Annotated in this window: 16 protein-coding genes; 5 read left to right on the forward strand and 11 right to left on the reverse strand. The window is 40.9% G+C overall.

The window, feature by feature from the left end; all coding sequences use genetic code 11:
* Window positions 1-47: 47 nt before the first annotated feature.
* Complete coding sequence (locus AC6H0V_RS04100; RefSeq protein ID WP_497562439.1) at window positions 48-1,079, forward strand: chemotaxis protein CheB; 1,032 nt, start codon at window positions 48-50, stop codon at window positions 1,077-1,079.
* Here AC6H0V_RS04100 and AC6H0V_RS04105 read toward each other — a convergent pair.
* Window positions 1,076-4,282: a chemotaxis protein CheB gene (locus tag AC6H0V_RS04105; protein ID WP_497562440.1), complete on the reverse strand. Its 3,207-nt coding sequence runs from the start codon at window positions 4,280-4,282 to the stop codon at window positions 1,076-1,078. The genes AC6H0V_RS04100 and AC6H0V_RS04105 overlap by 4 nt on opposite strands.
* A 4-nt stretch (window positions 4,283-4,286) precedes the next feature.
* Complete coding sequence (locus tag AC6H0V_RS04110; protein WP_497562441.1) at window positions 4,287-4,778, reverse strand: response regulator; 492 nt, start codon at window positions 4,776-4,778, stop codon at window positions 4,287-4,289.
* Window positions 4,779-5,400: 622 nt separating this feature from the next.
* Here AC6H0V_RS04110 and AC6H0V_RS04115 point away from each other — a divergent pair.
* Window positions 5,401-5,778: a response regulator gene (locus tag AC6H0V_RS04115; RefSeq protein ID WP_497562442.1), complete on the forward strand. Its 378-nt coding sequence runs from the start codon at window positions 5,401-5,403 to the stop codon at window positions 5,776-5,778.
* A 24-nt stretch (window positions 5,779-5,802) separates the two neighbouring features.
* On the opposite strand, the gene AC6H0V_RS04120 is transcribed toward AC6H0V_RS04115, so the two are convergent.
* The 3 genes from AC6H0V_RS04120 to AC6H0V_RS04130 form a co-directional block, all read right to left on the reverse strand.
* Complete coding sequence (locus AC6H0V_RS04120) at window positions 5,803-6,162, reverse strand: helix-turn-helix domain-containing protein (RefSeq protein WP_497562443.1); 360 nt, start codon at window positions 6,160-6,162, stop codon at window positions 5,803-5,805.
* 213 nt (window positions 6,163-6,375) lie between these two features.
* Entirely contained in the window at window positions 6,376-6,948 is a 573-nt protein-coding gene (locus AC6H0V_RS04125; RefSeq protein WP_497562444.1) for a YciE/YciF ferroxidase family protein, read from the reverse strand.
* Between the two features lie 70 nt (window positions 6,949-7,018).
* Window positions 7,019-7,969 carry a manganese catalase family protein gene (locus AC6H0V_RS04130; protein WP_497562445.1) on the reverse strand — a complete coding sequence of 317 codons (951 nt, stop codon included), beginning with the start codon at window positions 7,967-7,969 and terminating at the stop codon, window positions 7,019-7,021.
* A 696-nt stretch (window positions 7,970-8,665) separates the two neighbouring features.
* Between AC6H0V_RS04130 and AC6H0V_RS04135 the strand changes: the two genes are divergently transcribed.
* The gene (locus AC6H0V_RS04135; protein ID WP_497562447.1) at window positions 8,666-8,926 is read left to right on the forward strand and encodes a SemiSWEET family sugar transporter; all 261 of its coding nucleotides are present in this window, start codon (window positions 8,666-8,668) and stop codon (window positions 8,924-8,926) included.
* Here the strand turns inward: AC6H0V_RS04135 and AC6H0V_RS04140 are convergent.
* From AC6H0V_RS04140 to AC6H0V_RS04155, 4 genes are all read right to left on the reverse strand, one after another.
* Complete coding sequence (locus AC6H0V_RS04140) at window positions 8,900-10,927, reverse strand: sugar nucleotide-binding protein (RefSeq protein WP_497562448.1); 2,028 nt, start codon at window positions 10,925-10,927, stop codon at window positions 8,900-8,902. The genes AC6H0V_RS04135 and AC6H0V_RS04140 overlap by 27 nt on opposite strands.
* Window positions 10,928-11,003: 76 nt before the next feature.
* The gene (gene glf / locus AC6H0V_RS04145; protein WP_497562449.1) at window positions 11,004-12,149 is read right to left on the reverse strand and encodes a UDP-galactopyranose mutase; all 1,146 of its coding nucleotides are present in this window, start codon (window positions 12,147-12,149) and stop codon (window positions 11,004-11,006) included.
* On the reverse strand, window positions 12,150-13,292 hold the full coding sequence (locus AC6H0V_RS04150) for a glycosyltransferase family 1 protein (RefSeq protein WP_497562450.1): 1,143 nt from the start codon (window positions 13,290-13,292) through the stop codon (window positions 12,150-12,152).
* Window positions 13,293-13,494: 202 nt separating this feature from the next.
* Complete coding sequence (locus AC6H0V_RS04155; RefSeq protein ID WP_497562451.1) at window positions 13,495-13,791, reverse strand: hypothetical protein; 297 nt, start codon at window positions 13,789-13,791, stop codon at window positions 13,495-13,497.
* 428 nt (window positions 13,792-14,219) lie between these two features.
* On the opposite strand from AC6H0V_RS04155, the gene AC6H0V_RS04160 reads away from it, so the two are divergent.
* Window positions 14,220-14,390 carry a DUF3606 domain-containing protein gene (locus AC6H0V_RS04160; protein ID WP_497562452.1) on the forward strand — a complete coding sequence of 57 codons (171 nt, stop codon included), beginning with the start codon at window positions 14,220-14,222 and terminating at the stop codon, window positions 14,388-14,390.
* Between the two features lie 5 nt (window positions 14,391-14,395).
* Window positions 14,396-17,191 carry a DNA ligase D gene (gene ligD / locus AC6H0V_RS04165; RefSeq protein WP_497562453.1) on the forward strand — a complete coding sequence of 932 codons (2,796 nt, stop codon included), beginning with the start codon at window positions 14,396-14,398 and terminating at the stop codon, window positions 17,189-17,191.
* A gap of 126 nt (window positions 17,192-17,317) precedes the next feature.
* Here the strand turns inward: ligD and AC6H0V_RS04170 are convergent, their stop codons facing one another.
* Window positions 17,318-17,962, reverse strand: coding sequence for a DUF4142 domain-containing protein (locus AC6H0V_RS04170; protein ID WP_497562454.1), 645 nt, complete (start codon window positions 17,960-17,962; stop codon window positions 17,318-17,320).
* 113 nt (window positions 17,963-18,075) lie between these two features.
* Complete coding sequence (locus AC6H0V_RS04175; protein ID WP_497562455.1) at window positions 18,076-19,410, reverse strand: paraquat-inducible protein A; 1,335 nt, start codon at window positions 19,408-19,410, stop codon at window positions 18,076-18,078.
* Window positions 19,411-19,441: the final 31 nt, after the last annotated feature.

Raw genomic sequence — 19,441 nt, forward strand, 5'->3', positions numbered from 1 at the left:
TGCTTCTTATAGAGATTAAATGTGCCGTGGATGTTATTAACGAGACAATGAAAACAAAAATAGAACTTACTAAGGGTAAAACCTTGGATAGGGTGGTGGTAATCGGAGCATCAGCGGGAGGTCTTAATGCCATTTCAACCCTAATTGCCCAGCTACCAGCAGATTTTCCAGTCCCAATATTAGTTGTAATGCATATCTCTCCAGATGCTACAGGTGATGTGTTGTTAAATGCCTTGAACGAGATGGGCAAGTTAAAATGTGCCCATGCTATTAACGGAACCAAAGCCTTAGCAGGACATGTTTATCTAGCACCATCTGATCATCATTTAATGATTGAGAAAGGTGGACTTCTTAGGGTAACCAAAGGGGCAAAAGAAAACCGCTATCGCCCAGGAATAGATCCACTCTTTCGCTCTGCGGCCGTAGCTTTTGGAAATAAAACTATAGGAATTGTTTTAACGGGATATCTTGACGACGGCACCTCGGGATTAACCGCTATTAAAAGATGCGGTGGACTGTGCATAGTGCAAGACCCTGCCGATGCAGACTATCCGGATATGCCTAACAATGCACTTGCGCAGGTAAAAGCTGATTATCAGGTAGCAGTTACACAAATGGGAGGACTATTAACCAAATTACTTTTGGATAAAGAGCCTAAGGCGGTTGAGATTCCCAAAGATATTGTAAGAGAAGCAAAAATAGCAGAACGGGTGCTTAGCGACCTTGCCTCGGTAAATTCACTGGGTGATCAGGTTCCGTTTAACTGTCCTGGTTGTGGAGGTGTACTTTGGCAGATCGATAAAGGACCGCTTCTTCGTTTTCGCTGTCACACAGGGCATGCCTATACAGCTAAGTCACTACTAGCAGAACAAACCAAAAAAATTGAAGAAACCATGTGGACGGCGCTAAGAATGTTCGAAGAACGAAGAAATCTGCTAACCCATTTTTCAAAAAAACAAAAAGGTGCTGCCGCTAAGTCAAGTTTAGAAAGAGCAGCCGCTTCTCAAGTGCATATAGATCGGATCCGTAAGATCCTGACCGCCGACGACCAGGAACTTATGGAAGACATTCCTGCCTAATTTTCTTGATCTTTAATATAGATGGTAAATTTACTTCCTTTTCCCAGTTCGCTTTCTACAATAAGATTGCCCCCAGCGGCGTTTATGATTTTCTTTGTTAAATAAAGCCCAATTCCATGACCTTCAATATGCTGGTTTAGCCTGCCGTAAAGATCGAAAATCTTATGGAAGTCGCTTTTTCTAATACCTTTCCCGTTATCTTGAACTGATAGTGCAATATATCCCTCTTCTTTCTTCGCCAAAATATGAACTTCTGGAATCTGATCATTATGAAATTTGATCCCATTAGATATTAGGTTATAGAGGATACTCCTGAGATTCTTTTTCGAAAAAATAATGCGTGAAACTTTAAGATCCATTGTAATTTTTGCGTTTAAAGCATTCATTTTGGATTCAAGGCTCCATAAGATATCATCAAGCAGCTTTTTTAAATCCACTTCTTCACGGTCAATATCGCTCTCGGTCTCGGCTATAACAGCGATGTCTTTAATCAGCGCACTAAATTTAGTAATCGAATTATTGATGATGTTAATGCAATTTAACAACTTCGTATCGTTTACCGTAATGCGGTTCATAGCCGCAATGCTGAGCTCAATATTAGTTAATGGAGCCAACAGGTCATGAGAAGCAGCATGTATAAAATGATCGAGATCTGCATTTATCCTTTCTAGCGCTTTATTCTTAACGTCGAGTTCAATTTTAGCGATTTTCAGCTCCGTTACATCATTAAAAGTAATAATGGCCCCCGTTTGTTGGCGGGTTAATTCGCGCATATAAGGCATTGTTATTACTTGGTACCACTTATCATCGTTGGTTTGGATCTCACGTCTTATTATGGTTCCCTTCTCCAATACTTCTTCGATATCAGCAATGATGGTATGGATTTTAATGTTTGTAGTAAGATCACTTAATGGCCGCCCAATATCACTTTCCCGTAAATTGATCAGCATAAATGCGCCCGGAGAAAATTTAACCAATTGCATATTAAGATTTACGAAAAGCTGAGCAGTAATGTTACTTTTAAAGTAATTGTTTAGGTCGTCGTTGAGTTCTACCAGCTCCCGATTCTTTGCTTGATAATCGCTGTTTATGGTCTGCAGTTCCTCATTGATCGATTGCATTTCCTCATTTGTGCTTTGCATCTCCTCATTGGCAGAAAGGAGCTCTTCATTAAATGATTGCATGTTTTCATTGGTAACTTCCAATCGCTCTTGTGCTGCATACAGCTGGCCACGATGGTCGCGAAGTTCTTCTTCAAGGTTTAGAATATACTGATCATGATAAAAGGTTTCATCAAATACTTTACTTTGTATGGCTAAATTTGATGTTGAATTATCACTTATGCAAACCATAAAAAATGTTCCATCCGCTGTTTTATACGACAGTGGGCTTACAGAAATATTTACGTGATGGTCATCACTGCTTTTTTCAGTAGCGAGATTTAGTCCAATGATGGACGCTCTTTCGCCTGTTTTTTCTGCTTGGAGCAATAAACTGTTAAACACAATAGCTAATGGCCTAGGCAACAGTTCGGTAAGATTAAGCGTAAAGTTTTTTTGGATGAGGTATTTTCCCGTATCACCGTAGGTTTTTACTACATTTTGCAGCTGATCAATGCAAATGGTAAGACAGCCTAGCCCATCACTCAATTCTTCACTTACAGCTTCGGCTAGATTATTAACCGAAGGTTTGGAGGGGAGGATGGGAGGTAGCACTTGTAGTGCATGGCGCGCATCGAGTATTTCGGGCATCGTGAACGATTCGAAACGGGGATGCCGGTCTACCTGGATATTTTTGTATATTTTATATTTCTTATTCGCAACTTCTAGCTTGTCCATGATCGGCGTAGGACTTTCACTCGAACCTAAAAAGAGATAACCATTTAACCTAAGTCCGAAATGGAGCATGTTAAATACCTTTTTTTGCAAGGTTGGCGTCATGTAGATCAGCAGATTGCGGCACGAAATGAGTTGAAGATTACAATAGGGCGGGTTACGTGTAAGGTCGTGCTGGGCAAAGATTACCATTCTTCTGATTTCGGGTTTAATCTGGATGGTTGACCCTTCAGTAATGAAAAACCGCTCTAGCCTTTCTGCCGAAAGATTTTTAGCGAGTGCAATATCATACATACCCTTTGTTGCATGTTGAAGAGCAGGTTGGTCTATATCTGTTGCAAATATTTTTGCTGTTATATTTTTATAAGGACCGGTAAGCTGTTCGCAAACCAGCATGGCCATAGAATAGGCTTCTTCGCCGGTGGCACATCCCGCTACCCAGATCTTAAGCTGTCCATCAGATGGAAGATTAGATAGTAGCTCGGAAATTACTTTTGTTTCTAGGTAGTCGTAAGCATCCTTATCCCTAAAAAATGCGGTGACACTGATCAGCAAGTCTTGGGCTAAGGCCTTAACTTCTTCTGGAGAGGTGCGCAGATGATTCACATATTTTTCCATAGAAGGGAAACTGCCAGAAGCTATTCGCTTGCTAATTCGCCTAGCAATGGTACTTTGCTTATATTCAGAAAAATCTAAAGGAAGCTGCATATGGATCATTTTTAGGATATCCGAAATTACTTCCTGGTCTTCTCCCTTCATAGTTAAAGCTGTTATGCTTTTCTCCACATGTTGTGCGATTGCTGTTGGCATTTGTTCTGGCTCAAGCACAGAATCCACCAGACCGGTCTCAATTGCACTAGTGGGCATGCTCCCAAACTCAGATCCTAATGGATTTCTTGCTATAACCATTCCTCCGGCTTTCTTTATGGCCTTTATACCCAAGGTACCATCAGAACCTAATCCAGATAAAATAATAGCAATCGCTTTTTTGCCGGCATCTTTTGCCAGAGAGATAAGAAAAGCATTGATGGTAAGGTGGGGCCGACCCGAAGAAACTTTTTCCTTGAGTTTAAGTTTGCCGCCACTTATGGTCATGAATTTATCACTAGGCACCAAATAGACATAGTTTGGCCTTACCTTCGAGCCCTCTTGTGCTTCTAAAACGGTTAAGCTGCTATGATGGGCAAGCAATTCGGCCATTCTGCTCTTAAAATCCTTTGAAAGGTGCTGTATAATAATATAGCATACCCCATCCATAGGAGTGTTATCGAAAAATAGGTTCAGTTCTTCTATTCCGCCTGCAGACGCACCAATTGCAACGATGTGATGGGGCTCCTCTAGCGCGGTATTTTGTGTAACCTTTGCCATAATTTTAGCAGATAGCGTCTAAGAACTCGAGATCAAAATCTTTTGTAATGATGTCTTTCACAGAATGATAAGGTTTAATCAGTTCACGGTAGACCGGATTTACACTTCCGGTAATCACATAAATCTTAATTATTTTATCCAAGCTCGCTTCAATCATTTCAAATTCATCAAGAAATTCCCAAGCATCCATCAGGGGCATGTTAACGTCTAAGAAAATATAGTCAGGCAAAAGGGCGGTCTGATTTTTATGTTTAAACAAAAAGGCTAATGCTTCAGGACCATTGTTGATATGCGTAGAATCAGAAAATGTTTTTGAGTGTACAAATAATTCCTTTGCTAGTGTTTGGAACAACGGATCGTCATCTATAATAAAGCATTTTAGTGTTTTTTCGTGATGCAGGGCATAATTGATTTGACGACTCATCTGAAGTAGAGGTGCCGATACCAATTGTTGACTACACTTTTCACATACTGTTCCCTTAGTGGTAACTTCCACAAATGATCTTTTTATCACTATGCAAGTAACAGGGTAGAAAATTGAATTTTTGCAATTGGGGTTAAAGCAATAGCAGTTTATCTGATAGTCGTATTTCATTTTCACGCTGGTAACAGCCTTTTAGGGTTGATTTATATCGGTAGTCGTTGAACTTAATTCCCTGATGAGTTGGCAATGGCGTCTAAAGAGATAAGGGGTATAACATCAAGTGTTGGTATTTATTTTTCTCTTGTTTATGATATGCAACTTAAGAAAAAAACGGCCCATTTCCAATTAATTCTGATTAGTTAATGAATTATTTGGTGTCGTTTTTAGAAATGAAATAAAGTGACCATAGAACTCATTGCCTATTGATTGGGAGAATAAGTGCTTTAGTTATGTATTCCCGATAGTTGTACCCCTTATAATAGAATTTAAATCGCCTCCTTTTAATTTTCTTTGTTTGAAATAAAATATTCTTAAAGTAGAATAATTATTTTTAATTGAAAATATTGTGGTACATTCCGTGAAATAAACTACCCTATGCGTATTTACCGTTGTGCTCCATGCATTATTAAGTACTTAGCAAGGCTATTGGAACGCTTGGAATAGGTTCTTAAAAAGTTGAATAATAGCACTAGATATGAAAAGAATATTGATTGTAGATGACAGCCCGGATAATCTAGATGTACTAGGCCTGCTTTTTGAAAGTGAGGGTTTCGAGGTATGTATGCTTAATGAACCCAGTAAAATTAGTAGGGCAATAACCGACTTCCAGCCTGATGTGATGCTGATGGATGTGATGCTTGGGCAGGAAAACGGACTAACTATTTGCACAGAAATGAAACGATCTTCTCTAACAGAGAACCTTCCCATCGTTTTAATGAGTGCATCTACAATCTTTGATGGGCCTGCCGTGGCCACCAATTTTTTAGCAGATGCGATTTTAAGTAAGCCTTTTGATGTAAATAAACTATTTAATACAATTAATAATTTAATTGAAGGCCGCCAACCTAATTAATTCTAAGACATTAGGTACTTCTTGTTAATTTTTAGAACTATTGGTATTTGAAATGTTCTTTGTGGGATGCATCATTTCGTAAAGAGAAATGATATATTCTTGGAGAGCTATGATTTTAGTATACTGCTGTTCTATAATCTCATTAGACTTTTTCAATTGGTCTTGATAATTAAACCCTTGTTGTTCAGGTTCTAAAATAAGTTCTTGCAAAGAAATATTAAATAGTTCCGCCAATTGTTCTATCCTCGAAATGCTGATATCGGTAATGTTCTTTTCTATTTTCGAAAAAGCGGAAACCGAGATGCCGATCTTTGCAGCAACATCTCCCTGAGACCAGCCCTTAGCTTGTCTTAATAACCTGATTTTTTTTCCTAATTCTAGCATCCCGTATGAATTATTCTAATGTAAACTCAAATATAAAAAAATACAGGCTCAAATAATAAATTAAGGAAATTAAATATCATAAAAGTAGAATAATTGGATTTAAAATATAGTTGTTGCATCTTTCTCCGCTCTCCGCTCCATGCCCTATGCCCAAAATAGAAAGGCTCCTAAAGAAAATCCCCAGGAGCCAATCGTCTATGAAAACAATCTTTGTTATTCTTCTACCGCTTGTGCGTTTACCAAGCCTTCGGCAATAGTGGTTAACGCCACATCCGTTGCCTTTTCATTCTCTAAAGTCTGAGCTAATAGTTCAGCTACATCATCGCGTCCCATTGTTCTCGCAAATACCGCAAGCGTTCCGTAGGTAGCAATTTCGTAGTGTTCTACTTTTTGTGCAGCTAGAATTAATCCCGCATCGCGGATCATTGTGCCGGCGTCGGTATCTTCTATAATGCCGTCTGCTTCTTCAAGTAATCCTGCCATGGCATCGCATTTTTTTGCAGCTGCTTTCTCATCTAACAATCCAAATACCTGTTCTAGGATCTGGATATGAACTTGGGTTTCTTGGGCGTGCTTTTCAAAGGCTGCGGCCAATTCTGGACTAGTAGCCGCTTTCTTCATTTTGGGAAGAGCTTTTACCAAATGTTTTTCAGCCCAATAGATGTCTTTAAGTTCGTCTACAAAGAACTCTTGGAATTCGTTTTCTTCTGGCTTAGCAGAAGAGTTTGTGCCCTTAGCAGGGTTTTTTTTTGCTGCGGTACTTGCCGCTTTTTTAGTGGTTGCCATATTATTATTTTTTTTTGAACTATTATTTCTTTATAATTTTAGTGTGAGGGGGAAGCATCAAGAACGCTGTTTATGCTTCTTTTTCAGGAATTGCATAATCGCTCCATTGAGCTACTCCTTCAGGCTCTGAGCTGATTACCTCATCGCTTTTCATTTCGCTCATCTGCTGATCTAGTTTTTTAGTTTCAGCCATTTCTTCTTCTTTGTTATCTGGCAATTCGGTAAGCCCAACAGTTTGCTGTACATGGCTGATCGGATCTGCGATGAATTCCCAGTTTTTGCCCATATCTGGTATTTCGCCTTCGTTCCAAGGTCCTTTAAAGGCATCGCCATTAGAAAGGTTAAAATACTGCTGGGTAAATCTTGGATCTGCCTGAAGTACTGCCGGTGGAAAGTTAGGTTGGATGGTAGACAAAGCGGCCTCAAACATTTTGTAATGGGCAACTTCTCTTGTCATTAAAAATGATAGTGTTTCTTTCACATATGGATCATCGGTAAACTTCATCAGATGCTCGTATACCAATTTTGCTCTAGATTCTGAAGCCAAGTTACTTCTCAAATCAACCGTAAGGTCGCCATTAGAATGGATATATGATCCACACCATGGAATACCTTGGCTATTCGTTAATCTTGGACCTCCTGTAGCGAGGATATCGAACTGAGGATTGGCCGAAAGTGCTTTATGAATGATAGATTCACGTTTTTCGCTTCCTTCCATCACTTGCATAATTTCTTCGCTGTCTGCGGCGTATTTTAATTCGCCGTTTACTCCTTTTAACAGCATCTGGATAGTTGCACCAACTATTTCTAGGTGACTAAATTCCTCGGTAGCGATATCCATTAACATATCATACTTATCGGGGTGTGGCATCTTTGCGCCGAAAGCTTGGGTAAAGTACTGCATTGCAGCTGCTAATTCGCCGTTTTCTCCTCCAAACTGTTCAAGAAGGATGTTAGCAAATCTTGGGTCTGGACGCGATACTCTTGCGTTAAATTGAAGGTCTTTTACATGGTAGAACATAATATATAATTTAGGTAAATGAAATGTTTGTAGTCTGGTTTTAATTCCTTTAGGAAGTTGCACCGTGGTTACGCCCTTATAAGAAGATTTCGCTAATATTGTTTTAGCTATTTTCGGATTGGGGATAATTATTTGTTTTAACGTAGTTATACGGTGGAGTAATACTGTAAGAGATGGGCGTTTAGCGATGAGACCAATATAAGTTGTCAGTCTGGGCCTGTCGAAGACCTAGTTAAGTCTTTTTTGTGCTTCGAGAAGCTCACATGGCACTTTTGGTGATAATTCTAATGTATAGTTGTCAGTATGAGCCGGTCGAAGACCTAGTTAAGTCTTTTAGTGCTTCGACAAGCTCAGCATGACATTGTTTGGGAAGACTTACTTGAGCTCATTTTGTGCTTCGACAGGCTCAGCATGACACCGTTGGGAAGATTTACGTTAGCTGATTTTATGTTTCGACAGGCTCAGCATGACACTTTTGGGAAGACCTAATTGAGGTTCTTTTGTGCCTCGACAAGCTCAGCATGACACCGTTGGGAAGACTTACTTTAGCTCATTTTGTGCTTCGACAGTTCAGCATGACTTTTGGTAAGACCTACTTAAGTTTTATACTTCCAACAGCTCATCATCGCACGTTAAGCCCCAAATAAATCAAACAATTACATCTTGGGGCTGTTTAATCGCCAAACCTAAGCTGCTATGGACATTAAAACAATTGTTGGCATCAGTGCTGGAATACTAACTGCAGTGTCTTCGCTTCCGCAGATTTTTAAAGTGATCAAGGAGAAAAAAGCGCAGGCCGTTTCTCCTTTGATGTTTATTGTTCTGTTGGCCGGAAACGGAATGTGGTTTTGGTATGGGATGCTTCTTGGCGAAATGCCGATCATGGTTACCAATGCGTTTTCTTTTTTATGCGCAGGGGTGATGATTTATTTAAACTATCGCTACTCTGGGAAGTAGTTCAGGGAAATAGTGAAAATATTCATCAAGGCCTTTTTCTAACGTGGGCATCAGCACTCCTTTGCTGCTCTCAAGGCTACTATTTTTTGGGCGTTTCGCTAATAGATTTGATTCATACTGTGATATCCGTTGGATAGTATTTGCATCATATCCCGCTTTTTGAGCAATATCTACTGCCAGTTCATACCAACTTACTTTACCGCTATTGCTTAAGTGCCAAATTCCAGATTGCTGATCAATTAACAGATCCAGCGAGGCATGTACCAGGTGAGGGACGTAAGTAGCAGTGATATATACATCATCCATTGCACTAAAACGGTTGGATTTTTTTAGGCTTTCCAATACTATAGCTACAAAATTATATTTATCCCAAGGACCGAAAAAGGCACTAGTACGAACAATTAGCGTATCGGGGTAATGGCTCATTAGCTGGCGCTCTGCCTCAGCTTTGCTAAGACCATAGATGTTTAGCGGGTGGACGGAATCATTTTCTATATAGGGAGCCGTTTTGGTCCCATCAAAAACAAGGTCTGATGAGAAGCTCAACAGCTGAACAGCATAGGTCTTACAAATTTCAGCAAGATTTAACGGTCCAATGGTATTGGCCAAGAAGCAAGCTTCCACTTCTTGTTCTGCTGCCTCTACATTCACAAATCCGGCGGCATTAATAATCGCCCAGGGCTGGTGTTCCTCAATTATGCTGCTAATTTGTTCAGGCTTGGAAATATCAAGTTTCTTTCGTGTGGGAGCGATAAAGGAAATATTTCGTTCTATACAGATTTTGGCAAAGGCAGATCCGAGTGTGCCCGAACCGCCTAAGATGAGTACTGGCCTAATATTTTTAGCAGTTGTACTTTCTCGCTGCCACCAACCCCGGCCATCAATTACAGGACTAGAGTACAACTGGTTGGAGGCTAAAATTTCAATCAGCTTAGCAATGGCCGTAGGCCTCGCATTCCCCGAGCTAACATCAAAAGCGCCGGATTCGTAGGTCCCCTTTTCTTCGGTGAGCAATTTATCCCAGCCGTAAGCACCAAAGAGCGACCAAAAGGTAACCGCGATCACTTTTATCCCTTGAGTGTTAAGCGTAGAGCAGGCATCCCAAATAGATTTTAACCATCTCAGCTGATCTTCCCGTCCACAGCATAAATGCGCTTCGGTGATGGCCATTGGTAGGTTATACCTTTCCCATGCTTCACGTAAAAGGTTAGCTATTCCCGCAATAGCGGCATCTGGATGTCTAACAGCTTCAATATCGGCATAGCTGATTATTCCGTTTCCACCATGTGAGACGGGCGGATGGCCGTCGAGATTGTGATCAAGGTAACGTTCGGAGGTAACATAATAATTAAAGCCAAGCACATCTGGAGGCATGGGATTATCGGTAAAAAAGCGGAGCTGTACTTCACTAATTTCTTGCTGCATGAGGTATTCCCATAGGGGATGCCCATTTTTTACCTTGCCACAGAGCAGGTCGATGCTAAGCCATCTACGGTCGTTCTCAAAATCAGTTTGGCTTTTCAGTTCTGTTGTTCCATGAATCTTGGTCAGATCTTCGGTAAAAACAAGTCTCGCGTTAGGGTTTACTTCTCGTATGGCCCTCATTGCAAGAATAGTAGCTTTACATTCATTGATCAAAATCTTCAAGAAAACCCTGCTATCCTTAGCATGCGGATACCACAACCCGTACAGGCCGCAGAACCGTGCAGTGGTTAACGGCTCGTTGATGGGCGTATAATCATCAATCCATGGAAATTTAAGGGCCACCTTTTTGGCATACTCGGCAAGCTTTTCTGCAAAGCCGTCGCTCTGGATTTCTGCATAGCGCGGCCCCGAGCCATGGTGTACCAACCCGGCAATAATGTTGATCTTATTTTCTCTCAGCAGTTTTAACTGGTCTTCAATTGCCCAGTTGGGAGGCGTATTTTCGTCTTCCCAATTTTTTTCCCAAAGTATCGGGAACCTTAATGTTTTTATTCCAAGCCCAAAAATGGTATTCAAAAGTTCGGGTTTTTGGTAAAGGCCATTAGCTATAAATTGGTCAAAATAGTTGTCCCCAACTCGATTTATGCTACATTCAATTCCGCCCCAGGCTTCCATTTTCTATTTTTTCTGTAACTGTAGTCAGGTTTTCTTCCAGCTGGATTTTTTTAAAAGTGCTGAGTGCCTGAGCAACCACTTGGTCCATGTTGTAGTATTTATAGGTGGCTAGCCTCCCCACAAAATAAGTGTGTTCAAGTTTTCCCGCCAATTCACGGTATTTTTCGTAGAGGGCTGTGTTGCTCGGTTTTGGAATCGGATAATAAGGATCGCCTTCTGCTTTAGGAAACTCATAAACTATAGAGGTGCGCTTGTGTTGCTGTCCCGAAAGGTATTTGAACTCGGTAATGCGGGTAAAGGCATAGTCGTTCGGATAGTTTACCGTTCCGGTTGATTGGAAGGTCTCCTGATCTAGCGTCTCGAATTTGAACTCGATTGAGCGGTAGGGCAGTTTGCCGTACTGGTAATCAAAATATTCATCGATCGGTCCGGTAAAGATGAGTTTTTTATAGCTCACCTCGCCAATAACATCCTTGTAATCGGTATTAAGCATCAGGTGGATGTTAGGATGGTCGAGCATCTTTTCGAACATTTTAGTATAGCCATCTATCGGCATTGCCTGATAGGTATCGGTAAAATAGCGATCATCTTTATTGGTACGGGTAGGTACACGGGCTGTTACCGAAGCATTAAGCTCTGATGGATCCATATCCCACTGTTTTTTGGTGTATCCCTTAAAGAATTTTTCATATAGTTCCCTTCCCACCACGCTCACAACAACATCTTCGGAAGTTTCGATATGGCTCTTTTTTTCAGCTTTCGATTCAAAGAAGGCAGTAAGCTCATCACTTGAAAGGTTAAGGCCATAGAGCGTGTTTATCGTGGTTAGATTAATCGGCATTGGCACAAGTTGTCCATCTAAACTAGCCAACACTCTATGCTGGTAGTTACGCCATTCAGTGAAATTGGAGAGATATGAAAATACCTCTTTAGAATTGGTGTGGAAAATGTGTGGGCCATACTTATGGACCAATATTCCGGCTTTGTCGTAATGGTCGTAGGCGTTACCCGCAATATGGTTGCGCTTATCAATCAATAATACTTTTTTATTCTGAACGGTCGCCAATCGTTCTGCAAGCACGCTGCCTGCAAAACCGGCTCCAACAATAAGGTAGTCGTACATCTAGCTTGCTATAGATATGGTCTGTTTATTGGCTATAGTTTGGCAAATCTGTTCTGCCATATCAGATTGCGTTTTGTCCCATGAAATATCGGCAAGGAAATTTGTTACCTGGATTTCCCAATCGCTCCTATCTTTCAATTGTAGTTCTGCGTCGATAGCGTCTGCAAAGCTTTTACTGGATGTGCAAATGTGTACCAACTCCAGATTTCCATAGGGGTTTATCACATCTTGGATAGGTGTAGATACTACGGGTATATTTGCCGCCAAGTATTCGGGCGTCTTCGTTGGACTAATAAAACGTGTTGATTCGTTAAGGAGAAAGGGAAGCATGGCCACGTCCCAACCGGCCAAATAGCTTGGTAGATCTTTGTAAGATTTCTGTCCGAGATAATGTATGTTTGCGTTTTGAGGAAGCGTAGCTGGATCGATTTTTACCACGGGACCAATCAGAATGATATTCCAGTCGGGCCTCTCTGCGGCAAGTTCGGCAATCAGGTTGCTATCAAATCGCTCATCGATCACTCCAAAGAAACCGATCTTTGGCCCTTGGATATGCATTTGGTCTGGTGCCTCATCACAGGTTCTGGCCTGGGCAAAATGTTCTTTCTCTATGCTGCTCGGAAAAGGATGGATATTGTTGTGGTACTGCTTTTTTGCATTATATAACGAATGACCGCCAGTAAATACAACATCGGCCAATGCCATAAGCCTCCGCTCGTACTTGCCAATTTCACTATGAGCGAATTTAAAGCCAGCAAGTTCGTCCATACAATCGTAGATTATAGCTTTTGGACTGTGTTTTTCGGTAAACGTTAGAGCCATTGGGGTATAGTACCAGAATACCGTTTCTTCAAGATCAAATCCTGAAATGAATTGATCAAATAGTGCGGTAACTGCATTGGCAATCTGTTCTTCGCTCAAGCCATTTTGCAGATGTGGCACCACCACGTTCAGGTTATGTCCTCGTTGCGAAATAGAGAGGAAAGCCTCCTCACTGCCGTCAAATATAGGTTCTTCATAGAAATATACCACGGTCTGTTTTGCAAAACGGGTTAATAGGTGCTGCGGTCGTTGGTATACAAAGTCCCATCGCAAGTGAGACAAACAGATAAGATTGTTGGGTAATGATAATTCTTCTTTCATGGTGATGTTTTATTATAGATAAAGGATGATGTTTAATAAATGTGATGTTAGCTATGGTATGCCTTTTCCATGCTAGCAACATTTCCGTAGTCTAGCTAAATGTTCTTAATTTGTTTAGCAGGTTAACAGAAGGGGATATTGCATCTTAAACCACTTCTAGGCAAAAGAGTTTTAAGTATTTGCACAGATGTGGATATTATGACTATTTTGCATGAATGTCCAGGTGCTGATCACCGAAGTATTCCATTCCATCGGTTTCTGGCGTTGTAAAATGCCTAGTGTAGCTTCCGGCAAAATCCTTCACAAACTTTAGTAACACCACACTGTCAGAACAGAAAAGGCAACGGTAGTTCTCCAGTCCATTGCGTTCATAATAAGCATTCCAGGTTTCGTTTGACATTTGTAGAAGGCTTCCATAGCGCTTGCAAATGCTAGGCATAAGTTCTTGTTCAAATTGTATTTTTTTTTCATGGTCCAAAGAAAAGCTGATCCATTCCATTGTCTGTGGGTAGTTTTATGGGGGTTTAGAAAAATAAGAAAATGAATAATCGTTACTATACTGCCCTTGCCGCCGAGCAGGCTGCCTGGGTATATGCTCCGCCAGGTATCAGCTGGACTGGCCGGAAGGGTTAGAGGATAGTTGTTTACGTATCCTATCGCCCGTGTTAAGCGAATTGCTGAAGATTTGATTGCCAATCGATTTTGTTTTGTGTGCTGTCCGTGCATCACTGGCGGATGGCGCTGATGCTGCCCGCCTTAGTGAAATCCCATTCATATTTCAAAAATTATTGGTAAAACGTAGCAAAAACAATGTTTTTATGTGATTGTTTAAAATATTTTATTTTTTTCTATAGGTTTTTTTCAAACAGAATTTTGCCTAAACTTTTTTGACGCTCCACTGTTTACCCCTTGCTAAAAGAGATGATAATGAGCAAGGATAAAAAGACATATCGTACCGATGAACTGATTGATATAAATAGGGCATACGAACTTTGGGATTGGGCAGCAGAGCTGAAAGTAAGCGCAGAAACGTTAAAAACAGCTGTGCTTGCCGTTGGCGGTTCGCCAGAAAAGGTTCAGCAATTCCTTAAAAAATAAATATTATGGGACTAGATAAATACAACGAGAAACGAGATTTTTCTAAGACTGCCGAACCAAAAGCGGGCAGGAGCATGGACAAAGATAAGTTGATGTTCGTTATTCAGAAGCATGATGCTTCCCGGCTTCATTATGATTTTAGGCTCGAAATGGAAGGGGTGTTGAAGAGTTGGGCGGTGCCAAAAGGACCAACCTTAGACCCTAAGGTTAAGCGTTTAGCTATGATGGTAGAGGATCATCCTTTTGATTATAGAAACTTTGAAGGCCTCATTCCAAAAGGAGAGTATGGCGGCGGAACGGTAATTGTGTGGGACCAAGGCTGGTATGAAACTATTGAGCCTATCAAAGGCAAAAAGGCGCAGGAGAAATACCTACTTTCTGAACTTAAAAAAGGTTCGGTAAAGATGAAACTGCATGGGGAGAAGCTAAATGGCGAATTTGCCCTGGTACGTACCAATGGGATGGGAGAAAATTCTTGGCTGTTGATTAAACATGACGACGATTTCTCTTCCAAAAAAGATATAACAAAACAGGATGCTTCAGTGCTTTCTGGCAAAACGATCGAAGTGATGGAAAAAGATAGTGATGCCGTTTGGCATTCTAACCGATCAGAACCCGTTGAAGCTAAGCAGCCTAAGGCAAAAAAGAGCGATGGAAAAAAAACCACAGCAAAGGCTGATGTTGCTGAGGTAGCCATGGATTCGGCTGCGCTGGATGCTAAATCGATCCTAAAATCTGCACCAAAAGGAAATCTCCCAAAAGGAGTAAAGCCCATGCTTGCTACTTTGGTAGACGGGCCTTTTGATGATCCAAACTGGCAGTATGAAGTTAAATGGGACGGGTATCGGGCATTGGCCTTTGTTAATAAAGGAAAAGTAGAGCTGCTCTCCCGCAATAATAAATCCTTTGATGATAAGTTTTATCCCATTCATAAAATTCTTTCTTCTTGGAGTATCAATGCCGTTTTTGATGGCGAAATTCTTGTGCTGAATGAACGTGGTGTGTCTGATTTTGGAGCCCTTCAAAACTGGAGGAGCGAGGCCGATGGAGAACTGGTTTTCTATGTATTTGATATTTTATGGTACGAAGGAAAAGATTTAACTGAACTTACCTTGGTTGAAAGACAAGCGGTTTTAAACGAAGTGCTGCCTGTTGATGATGATAGAATTCGCCTTTCGCGAGTTTTTGATGCAAGTGGGATCGATTTTTTTGCTGCGGCAGAGCGGATGGGACTGGAAGGTATCATGGCAAAGCGCAAATCTTCGACCTATGTCTTATCCAACCGCTCTAAGGAGTGGCTTAAGATTAAGGTTTCAAGAAGGCAGGAAGTGATTATTGCAGGCTTTACGCGTAATGAAGATACCTCCAAACTTTTTAGCTCGCTCATTTTAGCGGTTTGGGAGAAAAAGGTATTAACTTATGTTGGCAAGGTTGGGACAGGCTTTTCAGATTCAGATCAGAAAAAGATGATGAAGCAATTTGAGCCATATATCACAGATAAAAGTCCGTTTACGGTTGTACCTGATATTAATAAATTGTCGCGGTTTCAGCACAAGCAGCTAAATGCGAAAGCAACATGGATGAAACCCGAACTGGTATGTGAAGTGGCTTTTACCGAAATTACAGACGAAGGTATTTTTAGACATCCATCTTTTCAGGGGATGCGTATAGACAAAAATGCGAAGGATGTAGTACGTGAAACCGCGGCGGATACCGAACAGGTTGTAGAAGAAGTTGAAGCAGAACTAGCGAATACCGAAACCCATAGTAATGAAAATAAGGCAAAAAAACCTAAAGATGCTAAAAAGGCGATAGCAGTAGAGGACAAGCACGCCGCTGCTATTCGTCCTCCCAAGGTTACTATCCCAAAAACGTTATTAAATCCAAAGGATGAAAGCCAAGTAAGAAAGGTAGAAGGAAAAGAACTTAAATTTAATAATCTTTCTAAAGTTTATTGGCCAGAAGATGGAGTAACCAAGCGGGATATGTTCAATTATTATTATCAAGTAGCCGATTTTATATTACCTTATTTAAAAGATCGTCCCTTGTCGTTGAACCGATTCCCTGGGGGGATCCACGGGCAAAGCTTTTACCAAAAAGATGTAAAAGGGAAGGCGCCAGAGTGGGCAAAAACTTTCCCTTATTCTACAAGCGACGGCGAGCCGAAAGAGTACCTGGTTGGCGATGATGTAGCTACACTGCTCTGGATGAATACGTTGGGCTGTATTGAGATCAATCCTTGGTTTTCTCGTGTGCAGTCTCCAGATAATCCCGATTATTGTGTTATCGATTTAGATCCGGATAAACATCATTTCGATAAGGTAATCGAAGCCGCCTTGGTGGTTAAATCTGTTTTAGATGCGATTGATGTACCAAGCTATCCAAAAACCTCGGGTTCAACAGGTATCCATATCTATATCCCAATGGGCGGAAAATACACCTATGATCAAACACAGCTTTTTGCTAGAATTATTGTAGGCATTGTTAATGAGCAAATCCCTGATTTTACTTCGTTAGAGCGTATGATCGCAGCGCGGAAAGGAAAAATGTATCTAGACTTTTTGCAAAACAGACCCGGTGCTACTATTGCTGGCCCGTACTCACTTAGACCGAAACCTGGCGCAACCGTTTCGATGCCATTAGAATGGGATGAAGTTAAGCCAGGTCTAAAAATGAAAGATTTTACCATATTTAATGCGATAGAAAGGCTTAAGGTAAAAGGAGATATTTTTAAGGGCGTGCTAGGAAAGGGGATTGATCTGGAACTAGCGATCAAAAAAGCAAAGGAAACTTATCCTTAATCGGAAGTTTTAATTAGTTCCATAAAAAATCCCCTAACTGTGTAGTCAGGGGATTAACATCTTTACCCTCAATCAGGGGATTAACATCTTTACCCTCAATTAGAAGGTCGTTTCAGGTAGGATTAACTATTGTTTATCTTTCGTAATCTTTAAAGATCTATCGCCTTTATCGCCCTTGATACTATGGATCATTTTCTGCACGCTGAGCGCATGGGTGCGATGTAATTTTAGTATGGGCAGCTTACTGGCGGCAAATGCCTGCAATTCTCCAGTTTCTGTTTTGCTTGCTTGCTCAAATAGTGCCACAGCTTCGTTATGTTCTTTAACCATAAGATCCGCGTAGAATTCGTTCTTTTCATCTTCTTTTAACGCATTCATTTGAGCTAGTATAACACTTTTTTCCTTTGGAAGAACCGTTGGCAGTTGCAATTTCATTCTTCTTGCTATTAAGGTAAGCTCGGTATTTGCAGCCCCATGATCTTTAATCATCATTGTTGCTAAAGTCTGGATGTCGGGATTTTCGGTGCTTTTGATCATCCTTAGACTGGTTTCAACTTCCATCATTCCGCCCACCGCTGCTTTGGTTGCAAACGCATTTTGAGTGGTTACGAGGGTTGAATCAGCTTTTCTGGTACTGTCTTTCTCAGAGGCAATTTCTGCCGTTTGACTAGAATCTTTTGGATTTTTTTCCGACGCCGTAGTTCCGCTGTTGCAGGCGTATGCCATAGTAATGGCGGCCAATGTTAAGGATAGAAAGGTTTTTTTCATCATTTCAAAATATTGATATTTTGCATAACCAAGTTCTGGACGAATTGTTTCGTGTTTTTATATTGTTTCTTGTAGACAGTTCCAACTGCTCATTCCCTGGAATGCGTATCAAACCTTCATTTTAATTCTGGTTGAGACGTACCACAAGTAACCTTTTTAAGTACATACGAAAGAAAGAAAGCAAAAGCTACGTAACCAACAAAGATGATATATCCTGGCTGTAGCGAGGTATAATTGATTGTAGTAGTGGTTAGGAACTCATTTTTGATGTTCAAATCTGTAAGTTGATTTTTTAAAATCCCGTTTAACCCGATATAGGTCATTAAAATACCAACCACCATCACATCGGCCATATCCCATTTTCCCGATTCAAAAGCAAGGTACCTCGTAATATTATTCTCCGCAATGAGCGGCCTGCACAGCATGTGAAGTCCCCTTGCTGTCATCCGCAAGATAGGCAAGGCAATAACGAACAGCATGATCAGTATGCCCACGGTAATCGAATCGGGCTTTGGCTGTTTAATCAATACTTCGGCCACGCCAAGGATACTTTTGCTCTGGAAAAACAGGACTTGGTTATGGAAGGTGAGCTTTTCGCCCATTAAGAAAATGTCTAGAGATTTTAGCCTCGCATCTACTTCGATAATCGATACGGTTACGCCTACAACAAGAGCAACTAGCGCAAAAAGCAGCGACATCACAAATAACGTACTGTGCATGTGTACCTTTTTTCTCAATAACACCCATAAAATCACGGCGGCAAAAATGCATGCTAGCATAGCATATGCATAGTTGTAGGTAACCTTTCGGATACCATCTAATCTGGCTTCCAAATGAGTATTGAAGGCAGCAGCATCAGCTACCGCATATTTTTTAAACAAGACGCTGGTCATCTTAGCATTTGCAGTGGCGGTGCTATCGTAGGTCTGATCGGCCAATTCCGCAAATTTGCTAGTGGCGATATTCTTTAGTTTTTTGGTAGCTCTAGGGCTGTTGATACGATCAATAATCGTCTTTGCGAACGATGGTACTTGATCGTGCAGTTCTTTTGGATCAACAAACTTTTTAAAAGCGAAATTTTTAAGCTTTCCCGAAAGACTCTTCTGCGGTTTGTTAAATTCTTTCACCACCTCATCTACCATACCATGAAGCTGTTTTTCAACCTGCTCCTTCATCATTTTTTTCTGTTCGTCGGTAACCTTGAACCCTTTTATCTTCTGGGTTACCAACGATGAAATCTTATCTCGCCACAGGTCTACAGAGAATACCCCAAAGGTGATGTTGTTAACCATGGAATAGTCTTCCTTGATCTGCTCCTGTTCTTCCGAAAGCGAATGGAGCCGGTAGCCAAAATAGCACTCGCCCGATAAAAATATTCCCAGTCCCAAAATCAATAGAATGTGGGGAAGGATAGATCTTTTTACTTTTGCGGTAGGTTGGCTCGTTGTCAAGGTGTTGGCTTATTTAAGTATTTTTATGAAG

Source organism: Pedobacter sp. NO84 (assembly GCF_059703915.1).

Excerpts from the sequence above, each read along its gene's own strand:
- AC6H0V_RS04130 (WP_497562445.1), bottom strand. The coding sequence starts at position 7,969 with ATGTTCTACCATGTAAAAGACCTTCAATTTAACGCAAGAGTATCGCGT.
- AC6H0V_RS04100 (WP_497562439.1), top strand. The coding sequence starts at position 48 with ATGAAAACAAAAATAGAACTTACTAAGGGTAAAACCTTGGATAGGGTG.
- AC6H0V_RS04155 (WP_497562451.1), bottom strand. The coding sequence starts at position 13,791 with ATGGAATGGATCAGCTTTTCTTTGGACCATGAAAAAAAAATACAATTT.
- AC6H0V_RS04120 (WP_497562443.1), bottom strand. The coding sequence starts at position 6,162 with ATGCTAGAATTAGGAAAAAAAATCAGGTTATTAAGACAAGCTAAGGGC.
- AC6H0V_RS04135 (WP_497562447.1), top strand. The coding sequence starts at position 8,666 with ATGGACATTAAAACAATTGTTGGCATCAGTGCTGGAATACTAACTGCA.
- AC6H0V_RS04150 (WP_497562450.1), bottom strand. The coding sequence starts at position 13,292 with ATGAAAGAAGAATTATCATTACCCAACAATCTTATCTGTTTGTCTCAC.
- AC6H0V_RS04105 (WP_497562440.1), bottom strand. The coding sequence starts at position 4,282 with ATGGCAAAGGTTACACAAAATACCGCGCTAGAGGAGCCCCATCACATC.
- glf (WP_497562449.1), bottom strand. The coding sequence starts at position 12,149 with ATGTACGACTACCTTATTGTTGGAGCCGGTTTTGCAGGCAGCGTGCTT.
- ligD (WP_497562453.1), top strand. The coding sequence starts at position 14,396 with ATGGGACTAGATAAATACAACGAGAAACGAGATTTTTCTAAGACTGCC.
- AC6H0V_RS04125 (WP_497562444.1), bottom strand. The coding sequence starts at position 6,948 with ATGGCAACCACTAAAAAAGCGGCAAGTACCGCAGCAAAAAAAAACCCT.
- AC6H0V_RS04160 (WP_497562452.1), top strand. The coding sequence starts at position 14,220 with ATGAGCAAGGATAAAAAGACATATCGTACCGATGAACTGATTGATATA.
- AC6H0V_RS04115 (WP_497562442.1), top strand. The coding sequence starts at position 5,401 with ATGAAAAGAATATTGATTGTAGATGACAGCCCGGATAATCTAGATGTA.
- AC6H0V_RS04170 (WP_497562454.1), bottom strand. The coding sequence starts at position 17,962 with ATGATGAAAAAAACCTTTCTATCCTTAACATTGGCCGCCATTACTATG.